Raw genomic sequence first — 22,087 nt, forward strand, 5'->3', positions numbered from 1 at the left:
CAGGAGCAGAGATATCCCCAAAGGTGGGGACATCTCCGCTTCGCTGAGTTACGACGCTTCGCGCAGGAGGATGTATTTGGCCACTCGGTGAGGCGGCCGCCCCGGCTCGGTGGACTGATGCGTCCAGTAGGTCTGGATTTCGTGCCCCTTTTTCCTGAGGCGGCGGATGGTGCTTGGTGGTTGAACGATGTCGAGTGCCTGGGCGGCCTCGACAGAGGAGATCGGGCCGTTTCTCAGCGCGTCTATCATCTTGCGGTCTTGCTCAGTTGAAGAATGGCGTGTCATAGTTTGCCCTTCACGTTGGTGCTATCCAGTGTGTTTTCGCCCAGGCGGTGTTCCCGCACCGCCTTGGCAACTTCTCGCGCATTCCTGCGCAATTTCTCCCTGATCATTTGTCGCTCGGCTCGTCGACGAAGCGACTTAGAACAAGCCAAAGGACGGCGGATTTCTCCTCCTCCCAGCGCTTGTACAGTCGTTCGTATTTGGTGGTAGTGGTGCTCATCCCCTGCATGGCCCGGAACGTGTCGCAGGCGGACTGAAGCATCAGCTGCTCGTTATCGGTAAATTCCAAGATCATCGCGCACCTTCTTTCGCTGCCCGCTCAATCCAAACCTTAAGTTCGGTCATCAAAATCAAGCGACGCCGGCCAAGCTTGAACGTTTTGATTTCTCCCTTGGCGATCAACTCATAAACGCCCGATCGCGAATATCCGACGATCCTAGCTGCGTCTTCGACGCTAACGGACAAGGCTGCTGGTTGTTCTGCTGCAAGCATTTTGACTCTCCATCGACCATAGGATTTGAGTGGTCGTGGATCAATCCTAGTTTGATTGAATACTGTACGTCAACTGATGCTATATGATTTGTATGAACGTATGGACTCGGTCGGACGTACGGATTAGGATTGCCGCTCGATTTATGGCTCGGAGATTCTGAAATGGCCAAGAACAAACCCAACCAAGGATCGCGGAAGACAGAAACACTCACCCTCCGATTAGACCCGAAGGTCAAATTCACGATTGATGTCATATCTCGGGTGAAACGGCAGTCAATTACTGGGGTGGTAGAGGCTGCAGTCGAGGCGTTGGTTTTTGATCTTGACGTCCCATTTCATGATGGTGGGAACACAGAGAGTTGGTCGGTAGCTAGCGCCGTAACCGAGGTGTGGTCTACGGACGAAAGCGAAAGATTTATAAACCTTTGCTACCACCTCCCCAACCTTCTCACGTACGAAGAGCAGCGAATCTGGGAAACCATCAAGGCATCCCCGGTGTTTCTGGATAAGGGGGCTGCAAAGATAGGAACCCATTGGCAGATCGAAGGTGTAGGGCGACTGGATCGGGGATACATCCGGATGTTCTGGAGCAACCTGTTAGAGCACGTGGAAGAAAACAAAGAGAGCCGTACTATCGTGCCCTTTGAACCTCCTTTTTAAATTAGCTCTACAGCAGCAGCTTTTGTGCCGGGCGCGAGATGGGCATATCTCAGCGTCATCTTGATATCAGCGTGCCCCAGCAGATCCCGCACCGTGTTGAGTGGCACGCCGGCCATCACTAGCCGAGACGCGAAATCGTGACGCATATCGTGCCAGCGGAACCCTTCGATATTGGCTCGCTCTAGCAGCTTGAGCCAGGCGCTTTTAACGTCCTCCAGACGGCCGCCTTCCTGACTCGGGAACACATATTGAGATTTGCCGGCCAGCCTCTTCCAGTCTTCCAGCACGCGCACCGTTTCCTTGTTCATTGGGATGTGTCGTGTGTCACTTGTTTTGGTGGTGGCGCCGGCGGCGGTGATCGTCTTCGTTTGGAAGTTCACCGCGGACCATTTCAGGTCGAACAGCTCTCCGCGTCTCATGCCTGTATTCAGCGATACCAGGACCAAAGGCTTTAGGTGGTCAGTGAATGGGACCTGCAGCAAGCTCGGCATTAGCTCCTTACCGCGATCCGTTCTCCACTTGTTCGCACTCTCACGCTCTGCCCGCGCTTCGTCTTGACGCGCGTCGAGCGCTTCCCGAAGCCGTTTGGTCTCTTCAGCATCCAAGTATCGGACCAGCCCCAATGAGTCGACCTTTAAGGCTTTGAGCCTGTCCATGGGGTGGGCATCGATGTACTCCCATTCAACGGCTCTGCTGAATACGCCGCTGATAGAGCCCATTTTCCGGTTGACCGTCGACGGCTTGTTGCCTGACTGCATCCATCCTGTGCGGATCTGGTCCAGATCGCGGCCGGTGATGTCGCCTAGGCGCCGCGGCATGATCGCGTCGAAGTTGTTATTAAGCGTGTGCAGGGTTTTCTCATGCCCTTTATGGTGCGTCTTGAACCACGGCATATAGGTGTCGTCGATGAATTCGCGAAGAGACGGCAGGGCAATCCCCTTTCGACCCTGAGCAACTGCCAGTGGCTCGCCGTGGGCGTGCGCGTCGGCCAGGTACTGAGCGGCCTCGGTTCTGGCTTGATCGAGCGTTAGGACACCAACGCGCCCCAAGGTCGCGTTCTTGTTGCGCCCCCATGTGACCATATAGGACTTGTGACCGCTGGGCAGAATGCGGATAAAGAAACCCGGCTGCACGGTGTCATGCACGCGGTATGCTTTCGCCTCGGCGGCCAGGCTGCCAATTAGCTTTTGAGTGATTTTGGTTTTCAAGGGTTCGTCCGTGACAGCAGGGTGGCAGCAAAAATTACTATACCGTTCTGGTTTCATGGACTCAATGGGACGAGAAAGCCCGGTAATACGTGGCTTATGCCTGATCCAGCTGGGTCTGAATTGCCCCTCCTAAGGGGAAGGTTGGCAGTTCGAACCTGCCCTGGGACACCATCATTCAGAGCCTCGCCAAGGTTCGCAAAAAAGCCCCGCACAGGATGATCTGGTGGGGCTTTTTCATGCTCGTAATAAGTGGCTCAGTTCAGTGCTCCGCCGTCGGCCTTGCCAATTGAGGTGCTGACTTCGATCACATGCCGGCGCCCGTTGACCTCGTAACTGCGCCCATCTGCATCAACGTCCGGTTTGCGCAGTGCCAGTTGTGCAAACAAGCCATGTTTTTCGTCGTAGCTGCCAAACCAGTCAACCAGTTTTCCGATGTAGCATTCGTTACCGATAATCACCGGCAGGTCGAAAACATCTTCCACCGAGTAATGCACCGGACCGTAGCTGTAGTAATCGCTCTCGCCTGCGCCTGTTGCAGGAATCGGGCAAAGAGGCGTGCGCTGAGTGTCCGATTTATGGGGGCGTGTTTCGTTCGCCTTGGTGATTGCCTGGTTGAGCGTAAGCCGCAGATCAGGTTCCAACTCAAAGGTGCTGGTGCCGTCATCCTTGTATTGAGTGGTGGGCACATTCAGTGAGTAGCCGTATCGCACTGTCACGGTGGGGACTTCACGGTTGATCTTCAACGGATTGAGCAAGTAGATGTGATCAACGCCGTAGGCACCGTTGCGGTAGGCGAGGTAAATATTGCCCCGAGCCTTGATCCAGTACGCCGATTGGTTGGCTCCGCGATCATTGGTATAGAACAGCGCGCTTTCAGGCTCAGGAGATCTTTTGACAAAACGGTCACCGTCTCGGCGCCAGGTTTCCACGTAGGTAAACATGCCGGTGCCACCGGCGTAAGTCTGGACGATCAGGTCTCGTTGCCCGTCGCCGTCCATGTCCAGCAACGAGTAGGAGGTTTGACCGGTTTCTGCTGCCGCATCGAGTTCGGTCGCGGTCAGTGCCTTCCATTCATCCGGTGTAACGTCTTTGGGAATCGAAGCTGGAAAGTGCGTTTGCTCGCCGGGGTTTTCTTTGTCGGAGTCGCCTGAAAACGATGTCTCTTCAGAGTTGAAAGCCAGTGAAGCCAGCACTCGTTCAACCGCCACCTCGCGATTGCCGCCCTCGCTGGCCGCTTGAATGCTGCGTTGCAGATCTTCCAGAACCTGTTTGTCGATGCCGGTCGGTCTGTGCGCAATGGCATCCATCTGGTGCGCCTGTAATAACTTCAGCCGGCCACGATAACTTTGTTCAAGGCAAGCAATATCCGCTTCGCACTGATTACGTGTCTTGAGCCACAACCGTTGTGTGCGCTTGAGTTCAGATTGCTCATCACCGGAGATCTTCATCAGCTCCCGATAAGCCGCACCCATCTGCGCATCCAGCGCATACAACCCTTTATCCGCACAAACAGCATTCTCCACGGCACTCGCCGCTTTCGCACAATCCATTCCTCCCGCCATTGCCTGCTGAAAAAACAGCAGCGCACAGGCGGACACGATGCAACGTCCTTTGATGTACACGAGATAAACCCTGTAGTGAAAAGATGACTCGGCGCGCAGGGTAATCGCTGCCCAAGGAATCTTGAACCCCTCCACTTCAGAGAACCCCACTCCTTGCCGATAACTCATTCGGCGACCTCAGACTCGCGCGAAATCGCTTGATAGCATTTGACCTCCAGCTATCATCTGCGCGCCTGTGAAAACGCCCCCGGTTCACCTACTTCAATTGCCTGGAAATCCTCGATGCTGTCGTATCACCAAAAGAGTTTTCTGATCGTCGATGATTTCTCGGATTTCCGCAGTTCCGTACGCTCGATGCTGCGCGAGCTGGGGGTCAAGGACGTGGATACCGCCGATACCGGCGAGCAGGCGCTGAAGATGTGTGCGCAGAAGTCTTATGACTTCATCTTGCAGGATTTCCACCTCGGTGACGGCAAGAAGAACGGCCAGCAGGTGCTGGAAGACCTGATGTCGGAAAAGCTCATCAGCCATGAAGCGGTGTTTGTCATGGTGACGGCCGAGACCAGTCAGGCGATGGTGCTCAGTGCCCTGGAGCATGAGCCGGATGCCTACCTGACCAAGCCGTTCAACCGCTCCGGCCTGGCGCAGCGCCTGGAGCGTCTGGAGCAGCGCAAGACGTTGCTCAAACCGATTCTGCAAGCCCTTGATCGCGGTAAACCGGTCGAGGTGCTCAATGCCTGCATTGCGCTATGCAAGCAGGACATCCGTTATTCGCCGCTGTGCCTGCGTTATCGCGCCGATGCGCTGCGTGACATGAATCAGAACGAAGCCCTTGAACGCCTTTACGACAGCATCATCGCTGACCGGCCGTTGCCGTGGGCGTTTGCCGGGCTGGGCAAGTTGTTGTTCAAGCGTGGGCAAGTGGCGCAGGCCAAGGGTGTCTACGAAAAAGCGCTCAAGGTGTTCCCGATGATGCCGGCGCTGTATGACGGCATGGCCGATGTGCTGGTCGCCGAGGGCGATACCAAAGGCGCGCAGCGGGTGCTGGAGGAGGCCATTCGTTTGTCGCCGCTGGCGGTGCGCCGGCAGGCGTTGCTCGGCAAACTGGCGATGGCCAACGAGGACTTTGATACCGCGTCCCGGGCGTATCGCCAGGCTGTAGCGCAGGGCGCGCAGTCGCGGTTCAAGGACCCGGAAAGCAACCTCGGTCTGGCCCATGCCTTGATCAGCAAGGGCAGTGAGCGCGGTCTCGACACGCGCACGCGGCTGGAGATCAACACCACGCTCAGCGCCGTCGCCAAAGAGAACCCGTCTGACCCGGGCCTGCAGATTCGTGCGCGCCTGATGAAGGCTACCAGTCTGCTGCTCAACGATGCCGAGACCGCCGACAAGCTCACCGAACAAGCGCTGATGCGCCTCGACGGCATGGAGCAGTTCATGAGTCCCGAGGCGGCGTTGCTGGTCGCCAAGCAGTTGCAGATGCTCGGTCAGGCCGAGGCGGGCACTTCGATGCTCAAGAGCTGTGCGGAGATTTACGGCGACGATCCGGCGGTGATGAAAGACATCGCCAAGCTCACCGATGACCCGACTATTCTCAGTTCGAGCAACGCCGCCGCCGACCTCAACCGTCAGGGCGTGCGCGTGTACAAGACCGGCAATCTGGTGGAGGCCCGCGAGGTGTTCCGCAAGGCACTGAAGATGCAACCGAAGAACATCAGTATCGCGCTGAACATGGCCCAGTCGCTGCTGCACGGCACCGACACCAGTGTGCCGTCGGCGGAGCTGGAAGAATGTCGGGCCTGCCTGAAAATGGTCGGCCTGATGCCCGACACCGACGCGCGTTATGCGCGTTATCAGAAGCTGAAAAGCAAGGCGTTTGGCGAATGAACCAAGACGAGCAGGCGCTGGATTTCTCCACGGTGATCGCCTCCACCGTTCACGATATGAAAAACTCGCTGGCGATGCTGATGCAGGCCCACAGCCAGTGGCTGGCGCGGTTGCCCGAAGGGCAGCGCGGTGGGGCGGAGCAGGGTGTGATCGATTTCGAGTTCGCCCACCTCAACGGCATGCTGGTGCAGTTGCTCGGGCTGTACAAGCTCGGCGTCAACCAGATGCCGCTGCAACCGGCGTATCACGAACTTGATGATTTCATCGAGGCGCAACTGGCATCGCACCAAGAGGTGTTCGCCAGTCGCGGGATCATCGCCACCTATGAAGTCGATCCGCTGAGCCCGTTGGGTTTCTTCGATCGCGAGTTGGTTGCCTCGGTGTTGGGCAACTGCATCAACAACGCGATTCGTTACGCCCGCGAGTCGCTGCTGATTACCGTCAGCGATGAGGCCGGGCAACTGGTGTTGAGCATCAACGATGACGGCGACGGTTACCCGGCCGAGATGCTCGAGCGGCAGGCCGATTACGTGCAGGGCATCAATCACAGCAGTGGCAGCACCGGGTTGGGTCTGTATTTCGCCAACCGGATTGCCGCGTTGCATCAGCGCAATGGCGTGGTCGGGCACACCGAAATTCGCAATGGCGGAGCACTGGGTGGCGGGGTGTTCAGCCTTTATCTGCCGTGACCAGGGTTTTTGTTTGACGCTGCTTGATATTCCGAACAGCCGGAGCCTATTTTGTACGGGTCGCCGTTCGCGGCTCGCACAATAACAAGGATTGCGTCATGACAACCGATGGCCAGCGTTCACTCGCGCAGCGACTGACCGGCATTGATGAGATTGAATGTGTCACGCCGGATTTGAACGGCGTGCCGCGCGGCAAAGTGATGACCGCCGAGGGTTTCCTCGAAGGGCGGCGTTTGCAGATGGCACGGGGGGTGCTGCTGCAATGCATCATGGGCGGTTATCCGCCGGCGCGGTTTTACGGCAGCGATGACGGCGACCTGGCACTGGTGGCCGAGCCGAGCATGATTCATCCTCTGCCATGGAGCGACGAGCCACGTGCCCTGGCCATCTGCGATGCCGACGAACTGAGCGGCGAAAGCTCCAATCTGTCGACCCGCGGTCAACTCAAAAAAGTCATCGCCCGTTACGCTGCGCGCGGTCTGGCGCCGGTGGTGGCGACCGAGCTGGAATTTTTTGTCTTCGCCCCGAACACCGATCCGACTCAGCCGTTCCGTCCGCCGGTAGGCCTGGATGGACGCCGCGAGGATGGTCAGTCGGCGTTCAGCGTCAGTTCCAACAATGGTCTGCGGCCGTTTTTCAGCGAAGTCTATAAATGCATGGCGGCCCTCGGTCTGCCACGCGATACCTTCATGCATGAAATGGGCGTCAGCCAGTTCGAGATCAACTTGCTGCACGGTGATCCGCTGTTGCTGGCCGACCAGACTTTCCTGTTCAAACACCTGCTCAAGGAAGTCGCGCTCAAGCATGGTCTGAGCGTGGTGTGCATGGCCAAGCCGCTGGCACACACGCCCGGTAGTTCGATGCACATTCACCAGAGCATCGTCGAGATCGCCACTGGCAACAACGTGTTCAGCGACGAGAACGGCCAGCCGACCGCAATGTTCCGCCATTTCATCGGCGGGCAGCAGGCGGGCATGGCGGATTTCACCGCACTGTTTGCACCGAACGTGAACTCCTATCAGCGTCTGTGTCACCCGTATGCTTCGCCGAACAATGCCTGCTGGTCCCACGACAATCGCGCGGCAGGACTGCGGATTCCGGCCAGTTCGCCGGTGGCCCGGCGGGTCGAGAACCGTTTGCCTGGCGCCGATGCCAATCCGTATCTGGCGATTGCCGCGAGCCTGGCCGCCGGCTTGCATGGTATCGAGCATGAGCTGGAGCCGAGCGCTGCGATTCAGGGCGAATTCGAAGTGCCGGACAATCTTTCGTTGCCGTGTACCTTGCATGCCGCGCTCGAGCGTCTGAAACGTAGCCAATTGGCCAGGGAACTGTTCGGACAGGAGTTCATCGAAGGCTACATCGCTTCGAAGACCATGGAGTTGACCAGCTTCTTTGATGAAATCACTCCCTGGGAACGGCGTGTTCTAGCAGCCCAGGCCTGACGAACTGTCGTCATCGGGCTATCGTTTGGATAGCCCGATACTTACTGCAAGGAGCCGCTCGGAACGCCGATGCGCCAAATCTGGAAATCCTTTCGAGCGCTGTATTTCGCCTCGCTGATGATGTTGATCGGCTCGGGCCTTCTATCTACATACCTGGCTTTGCGCCTGGCCGCTGACCATGTCGATGGGCTGTGGGTTGGTGCGCTGATGGCGGCCAACTATTTCGGCCTGGTGCTGGGCGGCAAGATTGGTCACCGACTGATCGCCAGGGTCGGGCACATTCGGGCTTATTCGGCGTGTGCCGGGATCGTCGGCGCGGCGGTGCTCGGACATGGTCTGGTCGACTGGCTGCCGGCATGGCTGGTGCTGCGGACCATCGTCGGTCTGGGCATGATGTGCCAATACATGGTGATCGAGAGCTGGCTCAACGAGCAGGCCGACGCCAACCAGCGCGGGCTGGTGTTCAGCGGTTACATGATCGCTTCGTATCTGGGGCTGGTGCTGGGTCAGCTGATTCTGGTCATGCACCCGGGCCTCGGCCTGGAGCTGCTGATGCTGGTCGCGCTGTGTTTTGCCTTGTGTCTGGTGCCGGTGGCGCTGACTCGACGGATCCACCCGGCGCCACTGCATCCGGCACCGATGGAGCCGCGCTTCTTTATCAAGCGGGTGCCGCAGTCGTTGAGCACGGTGCTGGGGGCCGGTCTGATCATCGGCTCGTTCTACGGTCTGGCGCCGCTGTATGCGTCGCAGCAGGGGCTGTCGACCGAGCAGGTTGGTCTGTTCATGGGTAGCTGCATTTTTGCCGGGCTGCTGGTGCAGTGGCCGTTGGGCTGGTTGTCCGACCGTTATGACCGGGCGCTGCTGATCCGTTGCTTTGCCGGGTTCCTGGCGGTGGCGGCGTTGCCGTTGGCGATCCTGCCGCAGGTGCCGCTGGAGGTGCTGTTTGTGGTTGGCTTCCTCTGCTCGCTGGTGCAGTTCTGCCTGTATCCGCTGGCGGTGGCGTTCTCCAACGACCACGTCGAGGGCGATCGCCGGGTGTCGCTGACGGCGATGTTGCTGGTGACCTACGGTGTCGGCGCGAGTATCGGCCCGCTGCTGGCGGGTGTGCTGATGAAGTTGTTCGGCAGTCAGAGTCTGTACGCGTTCTTCAGCTTCTTTGCACTGGTGCTGGTCTGGCGCATTCGCCCGAAAGCCGTGACCAATCTGCATCAGGTCGACGACGCACCGCTGCATCACGTGGCGATGCCGGACAGCATGTCGAGTTCGCCGCTGGTGGCAGCACTCGATCCGCGAGTGGATGAGCAGGTGGTGCAGGAGCAGATGCAGACCACGGTTACGCCGGAGCCGGAGCCCGAGGTTCAGCCTGAAGCAGCGGTGGAAAGTGATGCGGCTGAGGGCAGCGATAAACCGACACCGGACATCAGTGGGGCCAGACCCTGAATCGAGTTAGGGTAAGGCTGTTCAGAGGCAGACACTGTAACTGTGGCGAGGGAGCTTGCTCCCGCTGGACTGCGCAGCAGGCCCCGCTTGCCAGATAAAGGGTGGGGGCGCTTCGCGCCCCAGCGGGAGCAAGCTCCCTCGCCACAGGTGTCCGTTGCTGGCAGAAAGATTTTTGGCATAAAAAAGGGCAGTCCCGCGAGGGGCTGCCCTTTCTATTTGCCTGTACGAATCACAGATCGTCTTTATCGAACCGGCGTGCTTCACGCTGCAGTTGATAAACGAAGCGCTCGACGTTGCGCGCCGCCTGACCACTGATGTTGTGGAAACGCAGGCCGGCGAAGGTGATGTTGAGCTTTTCTTCGAAGTGCAGATAACGCAATTCGACCGAAGTCGGCTGATTGCCGAACAGCGGGGTGGCGATCATGCGGTCATAAACCTGGCCCAGTTGCAGGCGGTCGGTGATGTCGCCTTCAAAGCGCAGTTTGCAACCGGTGGCGGAAATATCCAGCAGTTTACCGTTGATCGGTGCCTTGAGCTTTTCGCCGCCGAGTTCAACGCTGACCAGATCGGTCAGTTTCAGGGCCGCGCGAAAAGCGTTGCGGCGCTGGTGGTAAACCACTTCGGTCGGCAGTTCGCCGGTGTAGAAGCGGTCGCCTTCGGATTCTTCAATGTTCAGCGTGCCGTTGCATTCCCAGGCGATGCGCACGCCTTCGTGGAAGCCTTCGACCTTGAACGGTTCGCCGGCCAGCAGAAAACGCTCGCCATCGCGCGGGATCATCTCGTCCAGTGCAATCGTCGCGGTTTCCCGGTCAACTTTGATCAGGTAGCTCTGGAAGCGCTGACTGCGCTCGTGAAAGGTGATGATCAGCGGATCGTGGCTTTCTTGCAGCTGGCGCAGGTTGCTGGAGATTTCCAGGGGCGTGGTCAGCACCTTTGGTGGCTGCGGAGTATCATCCGCGCTTAGGGCGTTTGGCACGTTTTCTCAATCTCCAGACAAAATTTGACTACGACTAGCCAGCATTTTGCCAGCATGTTTCGCGGGTTGATAGTGCAGGCACATCGAATGGCTCACGCCTGGCTGAGCGTACGCGGCTTGGTGGGCTTGGCGAAAGTGCCTGTGGCGTCATACAACGCTGGTGGCTCGCCCCCGGTGAGGATTTTCAGCTGATTGGCCGTGGCGGCCTGCTGAATCTGGATCGACTGACCGTTTTTGACATTGGCCGCCTGGCACTGGGCAATCAGGTCGGTCAACACATCGCTCTGGGCCAGCAACTGGTCGCCAATGCTCGACTGGCTGGCCAGTTGCTCCAGGCCCTGACGATCAAGCGGCAGGTTGAGGCTGGCGAGGATTTCGCTGCGCTTGCGGCCATGCTGTTCAAGCAGAATGATCAATGCCTGTTTGCGCGCCAGAATATCTTCGAGCAAGGGCATGTCGCGACCGTGCAAGGCGAGGGACTCGGTTTGCAATAACTCCAGCAATTGTTGAGCTGGAGCAAAGTCGTCGGTGATCAGTTGCAATAAATTAGTGTCGTGCATGGCTGGCCTTGGGTTCTAAGCGTCCAAAAGCCTGGCGCCGGCAAAAGCCTAGCGCTGGGCTTCGAAGTTGAGCAGTTTGCTGGCTACACGGTTGCTGTCGACTTTATAGCTGCCATCGGCAATCGCTGCTTTCAACTCGGCCACTCGGGCTTTGTCGACGGCAGGCTGATCGCGCAGCTTGTCAGTGACCTTCTGCAACTGTTGAGCCTCATTGCTGAGGTGTACCGATTCCCCGCTTTTTACGGTACTGGCCGTTTCGGCCGGGGTATTCAGCGGCGCGGAGGTGCCGGTATCGGCGGTTTCCTTGGCGTTGCTGGTACGTGTACTGCCCGTAAGTGACGAGGAGCTGTTCAAACGGCTGAAATCGATGACCATGTTAAAAACCTCTGGGAATTTGGACGCTTGCCATGTTCTCGGCCATCCCCTGGAAAACTTTAGGCTCATTTGCAATGAGCTGCATGCGTCGAAGCGTGTCCTGCTTCGGCACAGTTTAGGGAAGCGTCGAGGCCGGCGCCAGTTTTCTGCGTGAGCGTTTTACATGGCCACTTCCACTTGGCCCGGCGCGATGACCTGCGCCTTGATCACCCGGTTGGAGTTCAGGTTTTTCACCCGGATCTGTTCCTTCAGACCGCCATTGGCCAAGGCTTCGCCGGGCATGCGTACGGCGAGCGTACCGCTGCGGGCGATGATGACCACCTGATCGCCCTTGCGCACCACTTCAGCCTGTTCCAGATGCACCAGAGTAATGACCTGATCGGCGACCGTTGGTCGGGTTAATTTTTGCCCGATGGCTTCATCCACCGACGTCAGGAAACCCTGATTGATCTGGCTGACGTCGCGTTCACGCAAGGTCACGTCCTGCGGCTCGATAATCCCGGCGCGTTTGAGCGGTCGGGTGGTGGTGACAATCTCGCGAAACAGGCGGACTTGAGCGGGCACGAACACCGTCCAGGGCGAGCTTCCCTCGCAACGGACCTTGACCGTGACCCGGCCCAGCGGACGTGCCGGACTCTCCAGCGACGCTGTCAATTCCTTGTCGCACATAGGCATGCGCATACGTGGATCGAGCTGGTTGACCTCGATTTCGTAGCGGCCTTCGGTTTGACTGGTAGCCAGATAGTCTTCTACGGTGAACTCAAGAAAGCCCTGAGTGACGCCGATAAGCATGTCAGGCAAGGTAACCGTATCAGCACCGGCAGGGCTGCCAGCGAAAAACAAGCAGACGGCAGACGTCGCGCACAACGCTTTGCGGGTGCGGGAGGTCAGGCGTCGGAAAAATGTCGTTTGAGCGTTCATACGAGTTAAAAAGCAAGCGCCGTGCCGTTTAGCAATGAATGTGCGTCGCAACAACACTTGGCGTTGGTGTAGGAGTCTGGGCATGGCTGGTGTAATGGATTCGGTGAACCAGCGCACGCAACTGGTAGGGCAGAATCGCCTGGAGCTGTTGTTGTTCCGTCTCGACGGTCAACAGCTCTACGGGATCAACGTGTTCAAGGTGCGGGAAGTGCTGCAATGCCCGTCGCTGACGTTGATGCCCAAGTCCAGTCCTGTCGTGTGCGGGGTGGCGAATATCCGGGGGGCGACCATTCCGATCCTTGATCTGGCAATGGCGACCGGTTCCGGGGCGTTGAAAGACAAGAAAAATCCGTTCGTGATCATCACGGAGTACAACACCAAGACCCAGGGTTTCCTGGTCCGCTCGGTGGAGCGCATCGTCAACATGAACTGGGAAGAGATCCATCCGCCGCCCAAGGGCACGGGGCGCGATCATTACCTGACCGCTGTGACTCGAGTCGACAATCAGTTAGTCGAAATCATCGACGTCGAGAAGGTGCTGGCGGAAGTCGCGCCGACCCCCGAGGCGATTTCGGTCGGTGTGGTCGATGTCGAGACCCAGAGCAAGGCGTTGTCGCTGCGGGTATTGACGGTCGATGACTCGTCGGTGGCGCGCAAGCAGGTCACGCGTTGCCTGCAGACGGTCGGTGTCGAAGTGGTGGCGCTGAACGACGGCAAGCAGGCGCTGGATTACCTGCGCAAGCTGGTCGATGAGGGCAAGAAGCCGGAAGAAGAGTTCCTGATGATGATTTCCGACATCGAGATGCCGGAGATGGACGGGTACACCCTGACGGCGGAGATTCGCAGCGACCCGCGCATGCAAAAGCTTCATATCATCCTGCATACTTCGTTGTCGGGGGTTTTCAATCAGGCGATGGTCAAGAAAGTCGGTGCCGATGACTTCCTGGCCAAATTCCGTCCTGATGACCTGGCATCCCGGGTAGTCGACCGGATCAAAGCAGCAGATATCAGCTAGGGGCCTTCTGCCCCTGGCGGTCAACACGATTTAAGAGGCGGCATCATTGTCTACGGGTAATTTGGATTTCGAACAGTTCCGGGTCTTCCTGGAAAAAGCCTGTGGCATTTTGCTCGGTGAAAACAAGCAGTACCTGGTCTCGAGCCGTCTCAACAAACTGATGGAGCAGCAAGGCATCAAGTCCCTGGGTGAGCTGGTACAGCGCATCCAGACCCAGCCGCGCAGCGGTTTGCGCGAGCAGGTGGTCGATGCCATGACGACCAACGAAACCCTGTGGTTTCGTGACACCTATCCGTTTGAAGTCTTGAAGAACAAGGTGCTGCCCGAGGCGATCAAGGCCAGTCCCAACCAGCGTCTGCGGATCTGGTCGGCGGCGTGCTCGTCCGGTCAGGAACCGTATTCGCTGTCGATGTCGATCGATGAGTTCGAGCGCAGCAACCTCGGTCAGTTGAAGATGGGTGTGCAGATCGTTGCCACCGACCTGTCCGGCAGCATGCTGAACAACTGCAAGACCGGCGAGTACGACAGTCTGGCGATCGGTCGCGGTTTGTCCGCCGATCGTCTGCAGCGCTACTTCGACCCGAAAGGGCCGGGGCGCTGGGCAGTCAAGGCGCCGATCAAGAATCGCGTGGAGTTCCGCTCGTTCAACCTGCTCGACAGCTATGCGAGTCTTGGCAAGTTCGACATCGTGTTTTGCCGCAACGTGCTGATCTACTTCTCCGCCGAGGTGAAGAAAGACATCCTGTTGCGCATTCACAGCACGCTGAAGCCGGGCGGGTATCTGTTCCTCGGCGCTTCCGAAGCGCTGAACGGTTTGCCGGATCATTACCAGATGGTCCAGTGCAGCCCGGGGATCATTTACCAGGCGAAGTGATTGCATCGGCAACATAAAAAAAACGGGAGGCCCGCAAAGGCCTCCCTTTTTTTATGCCTGGTTTTAGGTCCGGATCCACCCCGAAACCCTGTGGGAGCGAGCCTGCTCGCGAAAGCGGTTTCTCATTCAGAATAATAGGTGACTGACACACCGCCTTCGCGAGCAGGCTCGCTCCCACAGGGTTCAGTGTTGGCTGATAGAACGCGGGCAAGCGGCAGAAAAGCGGCAGCCAGCGGAAGCCGTTTGCCGCTTTTCTGGCATTGCCGCTTTGCCAATGCCCCGCAAGGCCCCGGTTTTCGGGGGTTTCTCGCATTGGCACGCGGCTTGCTAAAGCTCAGGTACGAAAAACCGGTCACCCGAAGGTTCCCGACATGAGCATCAGCTTCGATAAAGCGCTCGGCATTCACGAAAAGGCATTGGGCTTCCGCGCCCAGCGCGCCGAAGTGTTGGCCAACAACATCGCCAACGCCGATACCCCGAACTACAAGGCTCGGGATCTGGACTTCTCCAAAGTGCTTGAAGCACAGACCCAGAAGAACGCCAACGGCACCATCGCCCTGAACATGACCAACAGCCGTCACATCGAAGCTGAAGGCGTGGGCAATGGCGACGAGTCGCTGATGTATCGCACGCCGATGCAGCCTTCGATCGACCAGAACACCGTTGATGCTCAGCTTGAGCAGTCGAACTACGCGGAAAACGCGGTCGGCTTCCAGGCCAGCTTCACTCTGCTCAACAGCAAATTCAAAGGGCTGGTGTCAGCCCTGCGCGGAGAGTAATCCATGTCCCTGTCCAGCGTTTTCAACATTGCCGGCAGCGGCATGAGCGCACAAACCACGCGTCTGAACACCGTGGCTTCGAACATCGCCAACGCCGAAACCGTCTCATCGAGCATCGACCAGACCTACCGTGCCCGTCACCCGGTGTTCGCCACCATGTTCCAGGGCGGCCAGAACAGTGGCAGCAACTCGCTGTTCCAGAGCCAGGACGCTGCAGGGCAGGGCGTACAGGTGCTTGGCGTGGTCGAAGACCAGAGCAACCTCGAAGCGCGCTACGAGCCGAACCATCCGGCAGCTGACGCCAAGGGCTACGTCTACTACCCGAACGTCAACGTGGTGGAAGAAATGGCTGACATGATTTCCGCGAGCCGGTCGTTCCAGACCAACGCCGAAATGATGAACACCGCCAAAACCATGATGCAGAAGGTGCTGACCCTCGGTCAGTAATAAGGGGCGACGGCCATGAGTGTTTCCGATACCACCAGCAGCTTGAGCATGAATGACATCCTGGCGAACTCGTCGAAAAAGACCAGTTCGACCGCCGATGGCATTGCTTCTGCAACTAACAGTTCCACCGGCGGTCAGGCGCTGGGCAAGGATGCGTTCCTGCAATTGCTGGTCACCCAGCTGAAAAACCAGAACCCGCTCGACCCGCAGGACAACAGCGCGTTCGTTGCGCAGTTGGCGCAGTTCAGCAGTCTGGAAGGCATCACCACGCTTAACAGCACCGTCAGCTCGCTGGCCGGCAACTACAACTCCTCGCAGGCCCTTCAGGCGTCGTCGCTGGTGGGCCGCAACGTGATCGTGCAGACCAACACCGTTCAATTGGACGACCCGAGCAAAGGCATGACCGGTTCGGTCACCGTTCCGTCGTCGATTGCCGGCGGCACCGTCAGCATTACCGACAGCAGCGGCACGGTCGTTCGCACCATCGATCTGGGCAGTCGCGCCGCAGGCAGCGCGAGCTTCACCTGGGACGGCAAGGACAAGGACGGCAATCTGGTCAAGACCGGTACCTACACCGTCAAGGCCAACGCATCGATCAATGGCACCTCGACCGATATGGCGACCTATCTGCCAGCCACGGTCAACAGTGTGACCATCAGCCAGACCGGTGGCGAGCTGATGCTCAACCTGTCCGGCAAGGGCACCGTCGCCCTGTCCAAAGTACAAACCATTGGTATATAGAGCCGACTAACCGGCACAAAGGAGTGGAATATGTCTTTCAATATCGGCCTTAGCGGTCTCTATGCAGCCAACAAACAACTGGACGTGACCGGCAACAACATCGCCAACGTCGCGACCGCCGGTTTCAAATCGTCCCGTGCAGAATTCGAAGACGTCTACTCGGCCACTCGTCTGGGTAGCGGCAGCAAGGTCATCGGCAACGGTGTGCGCCTGGCCAACGTGTCCCAGCAGTTCACCCAGGGTGACATCAACAACACCGGTAACGTGCTGGACATGGGTATCAACGGTTCCGGTTTCTTCACCATGAGCAACAACGGCGCGATCACCTACACCCGTGCCGGTACGTTCAAGGTCGATAATAACGGCTTCATCACCAACACCGACTACACCTCGCGCCTGCAAGGTTATGGTGTGGATGCCAACGGCAAGATCATCAACGGCGTGTTGACCGACCTGAAGATCGACACTTCGAACCTGGCGCCAAAATCGACTTCGCTGGTGACTTCGAGCATCAACCTGAACTCGTCGGCACCAGTGATCGACGACACAGCGGCAGCAGGCAAGTTCGACCCGGCGAAACTCGAAACCTACACCAAGTCGTTCAGCACACCGATCTATGACTCTCAGGGCAACTCGCACGTCATGGATCAGTACATGGTGAAAACCGGTCAAAACACCTGGAAGGTCTACACCCTGGTGGACGGGCGCAATCCGGATGCAACCGGCAGCGATCCAACCAAGACCGCCCCGACTGCTTCGACACTGACGTTCGACAGTTCGGGCAATCTCACTCAGGTCAGCACGCCTAACCCGGCGGATGCGACCAAGCCGATCATCAGCAGCGACTTGAAGCTGACCGGCTGGGTACCGGGTACCGTGACCAACGGCACCTTCACGCCAAACGGCGCGTCTGCCAACACCAATGGCGTGACCATTTCCATGGCCAAGACCACTCAGTTCAACGCTGATACCGCGCGTTCGATCCCGACTCAGGATGGTTACGCCACTGGCCAGATCACCAACCTGACCATCGACGGTACCGGTACGCTGTTCGCCAACTTCAGCAACAACCAGAGCAAGGCCATCGGCCAGGTCGCGCTGGCCAGCTTCACCAACGAACAAGGCCTGCAGGCTGTCGGCGGTACCAGTTGGAAAGAGACGTTCGCCTCGGGTATCCCGGGCTACGATGCGCCGGAAACCGGTACGCTGGGTTCGATCGCGTCCAACTCGCTGGAAGAGTCCAACGTTAACCTGACCAACGAGCTGGTGGATCTGATCAAGGGCCAGAGCAACTATCAGGCGAACGCCAAGACCATTTCGACCCAGAGCACTATCATGCAGACCATCATTCAGATGACCTGATTGCGGTTTCTGGTTGTGCAAGAGCCCCTCTTTTTGAGGGGCTTTTTTGTGGGCGGCTATTGGGTGGCAGCTGTTTTGATTGGGTGAATATCCGGTTCTTTGGGTGCTGCGGCTGGCTGTTTCGCCCTTACGGCGAGTCACTTTTTCAGACGCCAAAAAGTAACCAAAAGGCTTGGCCCCAGCGTTCGGCCCTCGCTTAGGCTCGGGTTCCTTCGCTGCGGGATTCATCCGGGGGCATCGCCTACGGTTTGCTTCGCTGCACCTCCTCTCGATGTGTTTGGCTTCGCCAAACGGTCGCTTCGCTCCCACCCCCGGATAAATCCCTCCACTCAGCCTGCCGACGGGGCCGGTACGGCAAAATCAAAAGCTTTCGGCGAGCTGACACTCGGCCATTAAGTGGTGAAAAGCATGCGCTTGGCTTTTGCTCTTCTGTGGAATCCAGCCTGCTGGCGATGGCGGCCCGCGAGCCAACTAATCTCCGTCAGATTCATGTAATCACTGTAGGAGCTGCCGAAGGCTGCGATCTTTTGATCTATGGCAGCAGCACTGAAGATCAAAAGATCGCAGCCTCGTTGCTCTCGACAGCTCCTACAGGTAAATGGCGGGCAAAAGAAAACCCCCGACAAACCAGAAGTCTGTCGGGGGTTTTCTTTTGCCTGGAAGAATCAGGCGTCTCGCAACGCCTGATTCAGCTCAGCTTATTGGCAAGCTTCGCAATCCGGCTCGTCGATCGCGCAAGCCTTTGGCACTGGAGCCGGACCTGCCGGAGCTGCCAGAACCGAATCGTCGCCGTGGTTGCCGCCGCTGGAAACAGCGTTCAGCTTGCCGGTGTTGATGGTGGACTTCTCGGTGCTGGTCGCGGCCAGGGCACGGAGGTAGTAAGTGGTTTTCAGACCACGGTACCAGGCCATGCGGTAGGTCACGTCGAGCTTCTTGCCCGAGGCGCCGGCGATGTACAGGTTCAGCGACTGAGCCTGGTCGATCCACTTCTGACGACGGCTGGCGGCGTCAACGATCCACTTGGTGTCCACTTCAAACGCGGTCGCGTAGAGCTCTTTGAGTTCTTGCGGGATGCGCTCGATCTGCTGCACCGAACCGTCGTAGTACTTCAGGTCGTTGATCATGACCGAGTCCCACAGACCGCGAGCCTTGAGGTCGCGAACCAGGTACGGGTTGATCACGGTGAATTCGCCCGACAGGTTCGATTTCACATACAGGTTCTGGTAGGTCGGTTCGATCGACTGCGATACGCCGGTGATGTTGGCGATGGTTGCGGTCGGTGCGATGGCCATGATGTTGGAGTTACGAATGCCTTTCTGAACACGGGCGCGAACCGGTGCCCAGTCCAGGGTTTCGTTCAGGTCAACGTCGATGTACTTCTGGCCACGTTGCTCGATCAGGATCTGTTGCGAATCCAGTGGCAGGATGCCTTTGGACCACAGCGAACCGTTGAAGGTCTCGTAAGCACCACGCTCGTCTGCCAGGTCGCAGGACGCCTGGATCGCGTAGTAGCTGACCGCTTCCATCGACTTGTCGGCGAACTCGACGGCAGCGTCGGAACCGTAAGGGATGTGCTGCAGGTACAGCGCGTCCTGGAAGCCCATGATGCCGAGACCGACCGGACGGTGGCGGAAGTTGGAGTTCTTCGCTTGCGGCACCGAGTAGTAGTTGATGTCGATCACGTTGTCGAGCATGCGCACGGCAGTGTTCACGGTGCGTTGCAGCTTGGCGGTGTCCAGCTTGCCGTCGACGATGTGGTTCGGCAGGTTGATCGAGCCCAGGTTGCAAACGGCGATCTCGTCCTTGTTGGTGTTCAAGGTGATCTCGGTGCACAGGTTCGAGCTGTGAACCACGCCGACGTGCTGCTGCGGGCTACGCAGGTTGCACGGGTCTTTGAACGTCAGCCATGGGTGGCCGGTTTCGAACAGCATGGAGAGCATTTTGCGCCACAGGTCTTTGGCCTGGATGGTCTTGAACAGCTTGACCTTGCCCGGGTACTCGGTCAGGGCTTCGTAGTACTCGTAGCGCTCTTCGAAGGCTTTACCGGTCAGGTCGTGCAGGTCCGGAACTTCGGATGGCGAGAACAGGGTCCACTTGCCGTCATCGAAGACGCGCTTCATGAACAGGTCAGGGATCCAGTTGGCGGTGTTCATGTCGTGGGTACGACGACGATCATCACCGGTGTTCTTGCGCAGCTCGATGAACTCTTCGATGTCCATGTGCCAGGTTTCCAGGTAGGCACACACAGCGCCTTTGCGCTTGCCACCCTGGTTAACGGCTACGGCGGTGTCGTTCACCACTTTCAGGAACGGCACCACGCCTTGCGACTTGCCGTTGGTGCCCTTGATGTACGAGCCCAGTGCACGAACCGGGGTCCAGTCGTTGCCCAGGCCGCCAGCGAATTTCGACAGCATGGCGTTGTCGTGGATCGCGTGGTAGATGCCCGACAGGTCGTCCGGAACGGTGGTCAGGTAGCAGCTCGACAGCTGTGGACGCAGGGTGCCGGCGTTGAACAGGGTCGGAGTCGACGCCATGTAGTCGAAGGACGACAGCAGGTTGTAGAACTCGATCGCACGGTCTTCTTTCTGCTTCTCTTCGATTGCCAGGCCCATGGCCACGCGCATGAAGAAGATCTGCGGCAGTTCGAAACGCACGCCATCCTTGTGGATGAAGTAACGGTCGTACAGGGTCTGCAGGCCCAGGTAGGTGAATTGCTGATCACGCTCGTGGTTGATCGCCTTGCCCAGTTTTTCCAGGTCGAAGGTGGCCAGCACAGGGTTCAGCAGTTCGAACTCGATACCTTTGGCAACGTAGGCTGGCAGCGCCTTGGCGTACAGCTCGGCCATTTCGTGGTGAGTGGCGCTTTCGGCCACACCCAGGAAGCCCAGGCCTTCGGCACGCAGGGTGTCCATCAGCAGGCGCGCGGTCACGAACGAGTAGTTCGGCTCACGTTCAACCAGGGTACGCGCGGTCATTACCAGTGCGGTGTTGACGTCGTTCAGGGCCACGCCGTCGTACAGGTTCTTCAGGGTTTCGCGCTGGATCAGGTCGCCATCGACTTCAGCCAGGCCTTCGCAGGCCTCGGTGACGATGGTGTTCAGGCGGCCCATGTCCAGCGGCGCGAGGCTGCCGTCGGCGCGGGTGATACGGATCGACGGGTGCGCGTCGACCGCAGCTTCGACCGGAGCGTGGGCAGCGCGTTCTTTCGAACGGCCGTCACGGTAGATCACGTAGTCACGAGCGACTTTCTGCTCGCCGGCACGCATCAGGGCCAGTTCGACCTGGTCCTGGATTTCTTCGATGTGGATGGTGCCGCCCGACGGCATGCGACGCTTGAAGGTCGCGGTGACTTGTTCGGTCAGACGGGCAACGGTGTCGTGGATTCGCGACGAAGCGGCAGCGGTGCCGCCCTCAACTGCGAGAAACGCTTTGGTGATAGCGACGGTGATCTTGTCATCGGTGTAAGGAACGACAGTGCCATTACGCTTGATCACGCGCAGTTGACCAGGCGCGGTGGCGGCCAGATCCGAATTCGAATCGGCGGCCTGCGGCAAGGTGCCCTGCGGGTTCTCGCGAGTTGTGTCGGTTTGCATGGGGGGTGATCTCCACATTCTCTATGTTTGTTTGGGCACCATCATGGTGCTCACCGTTCTGGTCCGAAGCACTACAACCGACGGGCGTCGGGCATAACAACTTCGGACCAGTAGGAAAAAGGCTAATGACGCCGCATCCTTGCCGAAGTTTTTGGCTGCGAGCCAGGGCTCGAGCCGGATTCCTTCCAGGGTGACAGTCATGACTGCAACACCCGTACCGTTCCGGTCGTTTCCAACCTAAAAAACGGTGCCATCCGCAAGTGCGGTTTGGGCTTTGAAAAACTTGCTTGGTTTAACCGGAAACCGGCAATAAAGCGCTTGAGTTTCAGGTCCGAAATGTGGTTGGGCGTTTGAGCGGAAAACCCTATATGTAGGGTCTCTCCTTGCGCCGTGCTACAAGATAATGCGTTTCGAGGGGGCTTGCAACGTACTAACTGTGGATAAGCCTGTGCGTAAATTGTGTAAGAAACCAGGAATTCCCGTGTAGGCCGCGAACCTGCTGAGCTAGACCGTTTGTCACTGTTTTTCACTCGGGAAAAACGCTTCAGCGGATTTTTAAGGGCGCGAACCCTATCACAAAAAACCGGGTTGTCCGAACGCATTTGGCGACTTGTGTTCTGGTTGTACGCCGTTTATACAATCGGGCAGTGTTTACCCATTCTTATCCTCCCGAAAGATGACAAAAAGACGGGAGAAATGTGGGAGCGGGCTTGCTCGCGAAAGCGGTGGGTCAGGCAATATCCATGTTGACCATGCCGCCGTCTTCGCGAGCAAGCCCGCTC

General features: G+C 58.2%; 21 protein-coding genes. 11 read left to right on the plus strand and 10 right to left on the minus strand.

The features are described from left to right. Positions 1 to 48 precede the first annotated feature (48 nt). The 3 genes from LCH64_RS04540 to LCH64_RS04550 all read right to left on the minus strand — a co-directional run bounded on the left by LCH64_RS04540 (position 49) and on the right by LCH64_RS04550 (position 774). Complete coding sequence (locus tag LCH64_RS04540; RefSeq protein ID WP_226499613.1) at positions 49 to 285, minus strand: helix-turn-helix domain-containing protein; 237 nt, start codon at positions 283 to 285, stop codon at positions 49 to 51. 103 nt (positions 286 to 388) lie between these two features. Next, a complete protein-coding gene (locus LCH64_RS04545) occupies positions 389 to 577 on the minus strand; it encodes a hypothetical protein (RefSeq protein WP_226499614.1) in 189 nt (62 codons plus the stop codon). After that, positions 574 to 774, minus strand: a complete 201-nt coding sequence (locus LCH64_RS04550; RefSeq protein WP_161776283.1) for a helix-turn-helix domain-containing protein — start codon at positions 772 to 774, stop codon at positions 574 to 576. Before LCH64_RS04550 ends, LCH64_RS04545 begins: the two co-directional genes overlap by 4 nt. 162 nt (positions 775 to 936) lie before the next feature. On the opposite strand from LCH64_RS04550, the gene LCH64_RS04555 reads away from it, so the two are divergent. Further along, positions 937 to 1,434, plus strand: coding sequence for a hypothetical protein (locus tag LCH64_RS04555; RefSeq protein WP_226499615.1), 498 nt, complete (start codon positions 937 to 939; stop codon positions 1,432 to 1,434). On the opposite strand, the gene LCH64_RS04560 is transcribed toward LCH64_RS04555, so the two are convergent. Together LCH64_RS04560 and LCH64_RS04565 are read right to left on the minus strand one after the other, a co-directional pair. After that, positions 1,431 to 2,642: a site-specific integrase gene (locus LCH64_RS04560; RefSeq protein WP_226499616.1), complete on the minus strand. Its 1,212-nt coding sequence runs from the start codon at positions 2,640 to 2,642 to the stop codon at positions 1,431 to 1,433. The genes LCH64_RS04555 and LCH64_RS04560 overlap by 4 nt on opposite strands. A 254-nt stretch (positions 2,643 to 2,896) precedes the next feature. After that, a complete protein-coding gene (locus tag LCH64_RS04565; RefSeq protein WP_226499617.1) occupies positions 2,897 to 4,372 on the minus strand; it encodes a lysozyme inhibitor LprI family protein in 1,476 nt (491 codons plus the stop codon). Positions 4,373 to 4,486: 114 nt separating this feature from the next. Between LCH64_RS04565 and LCH64_RS04570 the strand changes: the two genes are divergently transcribed. From LCH64_RS04570 to LCH64_RS04585, 4 genes are all read left to right on the plus strand, one after another. Beyond that, a complete protein-coding gene (locus tag LCH64_RS04570) occupies positions 4,487 to 6,091 on the plus strand; it encodes a tetratricopeptide repeat-containing response regulator (RefSeq protein ID WP_003227240.1) in 1,605 nt (534 codons plus the stop codon). Beyond that, positions 6,088 to 6,780 (plus strand): HAMP domain-containing sensor histidine kinase, encoded by a 693-nt coding sequence (locus LCH64_RS04575; RefSeq protein WP_103521700.1) that lies wholly within the window; start codon positions 6,088 to 6,090, stop codon positions 6,778 to 6,780. The genes LCH64_RS04570 and LCH64_RS04575 overlap by 4 nt, the downstream gene beginning before the upstream one ends. A gap of 200 nt (positions 6,781 to 6,980) precedes the next feature. Beyond that, entirely contained in the window at positions 6,981 to 8,222 is a 1,242-nt protein-coding gene (locus LCH64_RS04580; protein ID WP_193774894.1) for a glutamine synthetase family protein, read from the plus strand. Between the two features lie 69 nt (positions 8,223 to 8,291). Next, positions 8,292 to 9,662 (plus strand): MFS transporter, encoded by a 1,371-nt coding sequence (locus LCH64_RS04585; RefSeq protein ID WP_226499618.1) that lies wholly within the window; start codon positions 8,292 to 8,294, stop codon positions 9,660 to 9,662. Positions 9,663 to 9,891: 229 nt separating this feature from the next. On the opposite strand, the gene LCH64_RS04590 is transcribed toward LCH64_RS04585, so the two are convergent. The 4 genes from LCH64_RS04590 to flgA all read right to left on the minus strand — a co-directional run bounded on the left by LCH64_RS04590 (position 9,892) and on the right by flgA (position 12,494). Then, entirely contained in the window at positions 9,892 to 10,638 is a 747-nt protein-coding gene (locus LCH64_RS04590; RefSeq protein WP_003227230.1) for a flagellar brake protein, read from the minus strand. Between the two features lie 92 nt (positions 10,639 to 10,730). Then, the gene (locus LCH64_RS04595) at positions 10,731 to 11,198 is read right to left on the minus strand and encodes a flagellar protein FlgN (RefSeq protein ID WP_226499619.1); all 468 of its coding nucleotides are present in this window, start codon (positions 11,196 to 11,198) and stop codon (positions 10,731 to 10,733) included. Positions 11,199 to 11,246: 48 nt separating this feature from the next. Further along, entirely contained in the window at positions 11,247 to 11,573 is a 327-nt protein-coding gene (gene flgM, locus LCH64_RS04600) for a flagellar biosynthesis anti-sigma factor FlgM (RefSeq protein ID WP_003227226.1), read from the minus strand. Positions 11,574 to 11,732: 159 nt separating this feature from the next. After that, positions 11,733 to 12,494 carry a flagellar basal body P-ring formation chaperone FlgA gene (flgA, locus tag LCH64_RS04605; RefSeq protein ID WP_080593261.1) on the minus strand — a complete coding sequence of 254 codons (762 nt, stop codon included), beginning with the start codon at positions 12,492 to 12,494 and terminating at the stop codon, positions 11,733 to 11,735. Between the two features lie 82 nt (positions 12,495 to 12,576). Here flgA and LCH64_RS04610 point away from each other — a divergent pair, with 82 nt between their 5' ends. The 6 genes from LCH64_RS04610 (at position 12,577) to flgE (ending at position 17,712) form a co-directional block, all read left to right on the plus strand. Further along, positions 12,577 to 13,509, plus strand: coding sequence for a chemotaxis protein CheV (locus LCH64_RS04610; RefSeq protein ID WP_003227223.1), 933 nt, complete (start codon positions 12,577 to 12,579; stop codon positions 13,507 to 13,509). A 46-nt stretch (positions 13,510 to 13,555) separates the two neighbouring features. After that, positions 13,556 to 14,383, plus strand: coding sequence for a protein-glutamate O-methyltransferase CheR (cheR, locus tag LCH64_RS04615; RefSeq protein WP_003227220.1), 828 nt, complete (start codon positions 13,556 to 13,558; stop codon positions 14,381 to 14,383). A gap of 371 nt (positions 14,384 to 14,754) precedes the next feature. Then, positions 14,755 to 15,162 carry a flagellar basal body rod protein FlgB gene (gene flgB, locus LCH64_RS04620; RefSeq protein WP_108592368.1) on the plus strand — a complete coding sequence of 136 codons (408 nt, stop codon included), beginning with the start codon at positions 14,755 to 14,757 and terminating at the stop codon, positions 15,160 to 15,162. 3 nt (positions 15,163 to 15,165) lie between these two features. Further along, a complete protein-coding gene (gene flgC / locus LCH64_RS04625) occupies positions 15,166 to 15,609 on the plus strand; it encodes a flagellar basal body rod protein FlgC (RefSeq protein WP_003227217.1) in 444 nt (147 codons plus the stop codon). A gap of 15 nt (positions 15,610 to 15,624) precedes the next feature. Then, complete coding sequence (gene flgD / locus LCH64_RS04630) at positions 15,625 to 16,350, plus strand: flagellar hook assembly protein FlgD (protein WP_003227214.1); 726 nt, start codon at positions 15,625 to 15,627, stop codon at positions 16,348 to 16,350. 30 nt (positions 16,351 to 16,380) lie between these two features. Then, the gene (gene flgE, locus LCH64_RS04635) at positions 16,381 to 17,712 is read left to right on the plus strand and encodes a flagellar hook protein FlgE (RefSeq protein WP_003227213.1); all 1,332 of its coding nucleotides are present in this window, start codon (positions 16,381 to 16,383) and stop codon (positions 17,710 to 17,712) included. A gap of 698 nt (positions 17,713 to 18,410) precedes the next feature. Here flgE and LCH64_RS04640 read toward each other — a convergent pair. After that, the gene (locus LCH64_RS04640; RefSeq protein WP_003227212.1) at positions 18,411 to 21,305 is read right to left on the minus strand and encodes a ribonucleoside-diphosphate reductase subunit alpha; all 2,895 of its coding nucleotides are present in this window, start codon (positions 21,303 to 21,305) and stop codon (positions 18,411 to 18,413) included. Positions 21,306 to 22,087 lie beyond the last annotated feature (782 nt).

Origin of the sequence: Pseudomonas sp. MWU16-30322 (genome assembly GCF_020515535.1) — a bacterium.
Taxonomy (GTDB): Bacteria; Pseudomonadota; Gammaproteobacteria; order Pseudomonadales; family Pseudomonadaceae; genus Aquipseudomonas; species Aquipseudomonas fluorescens_H.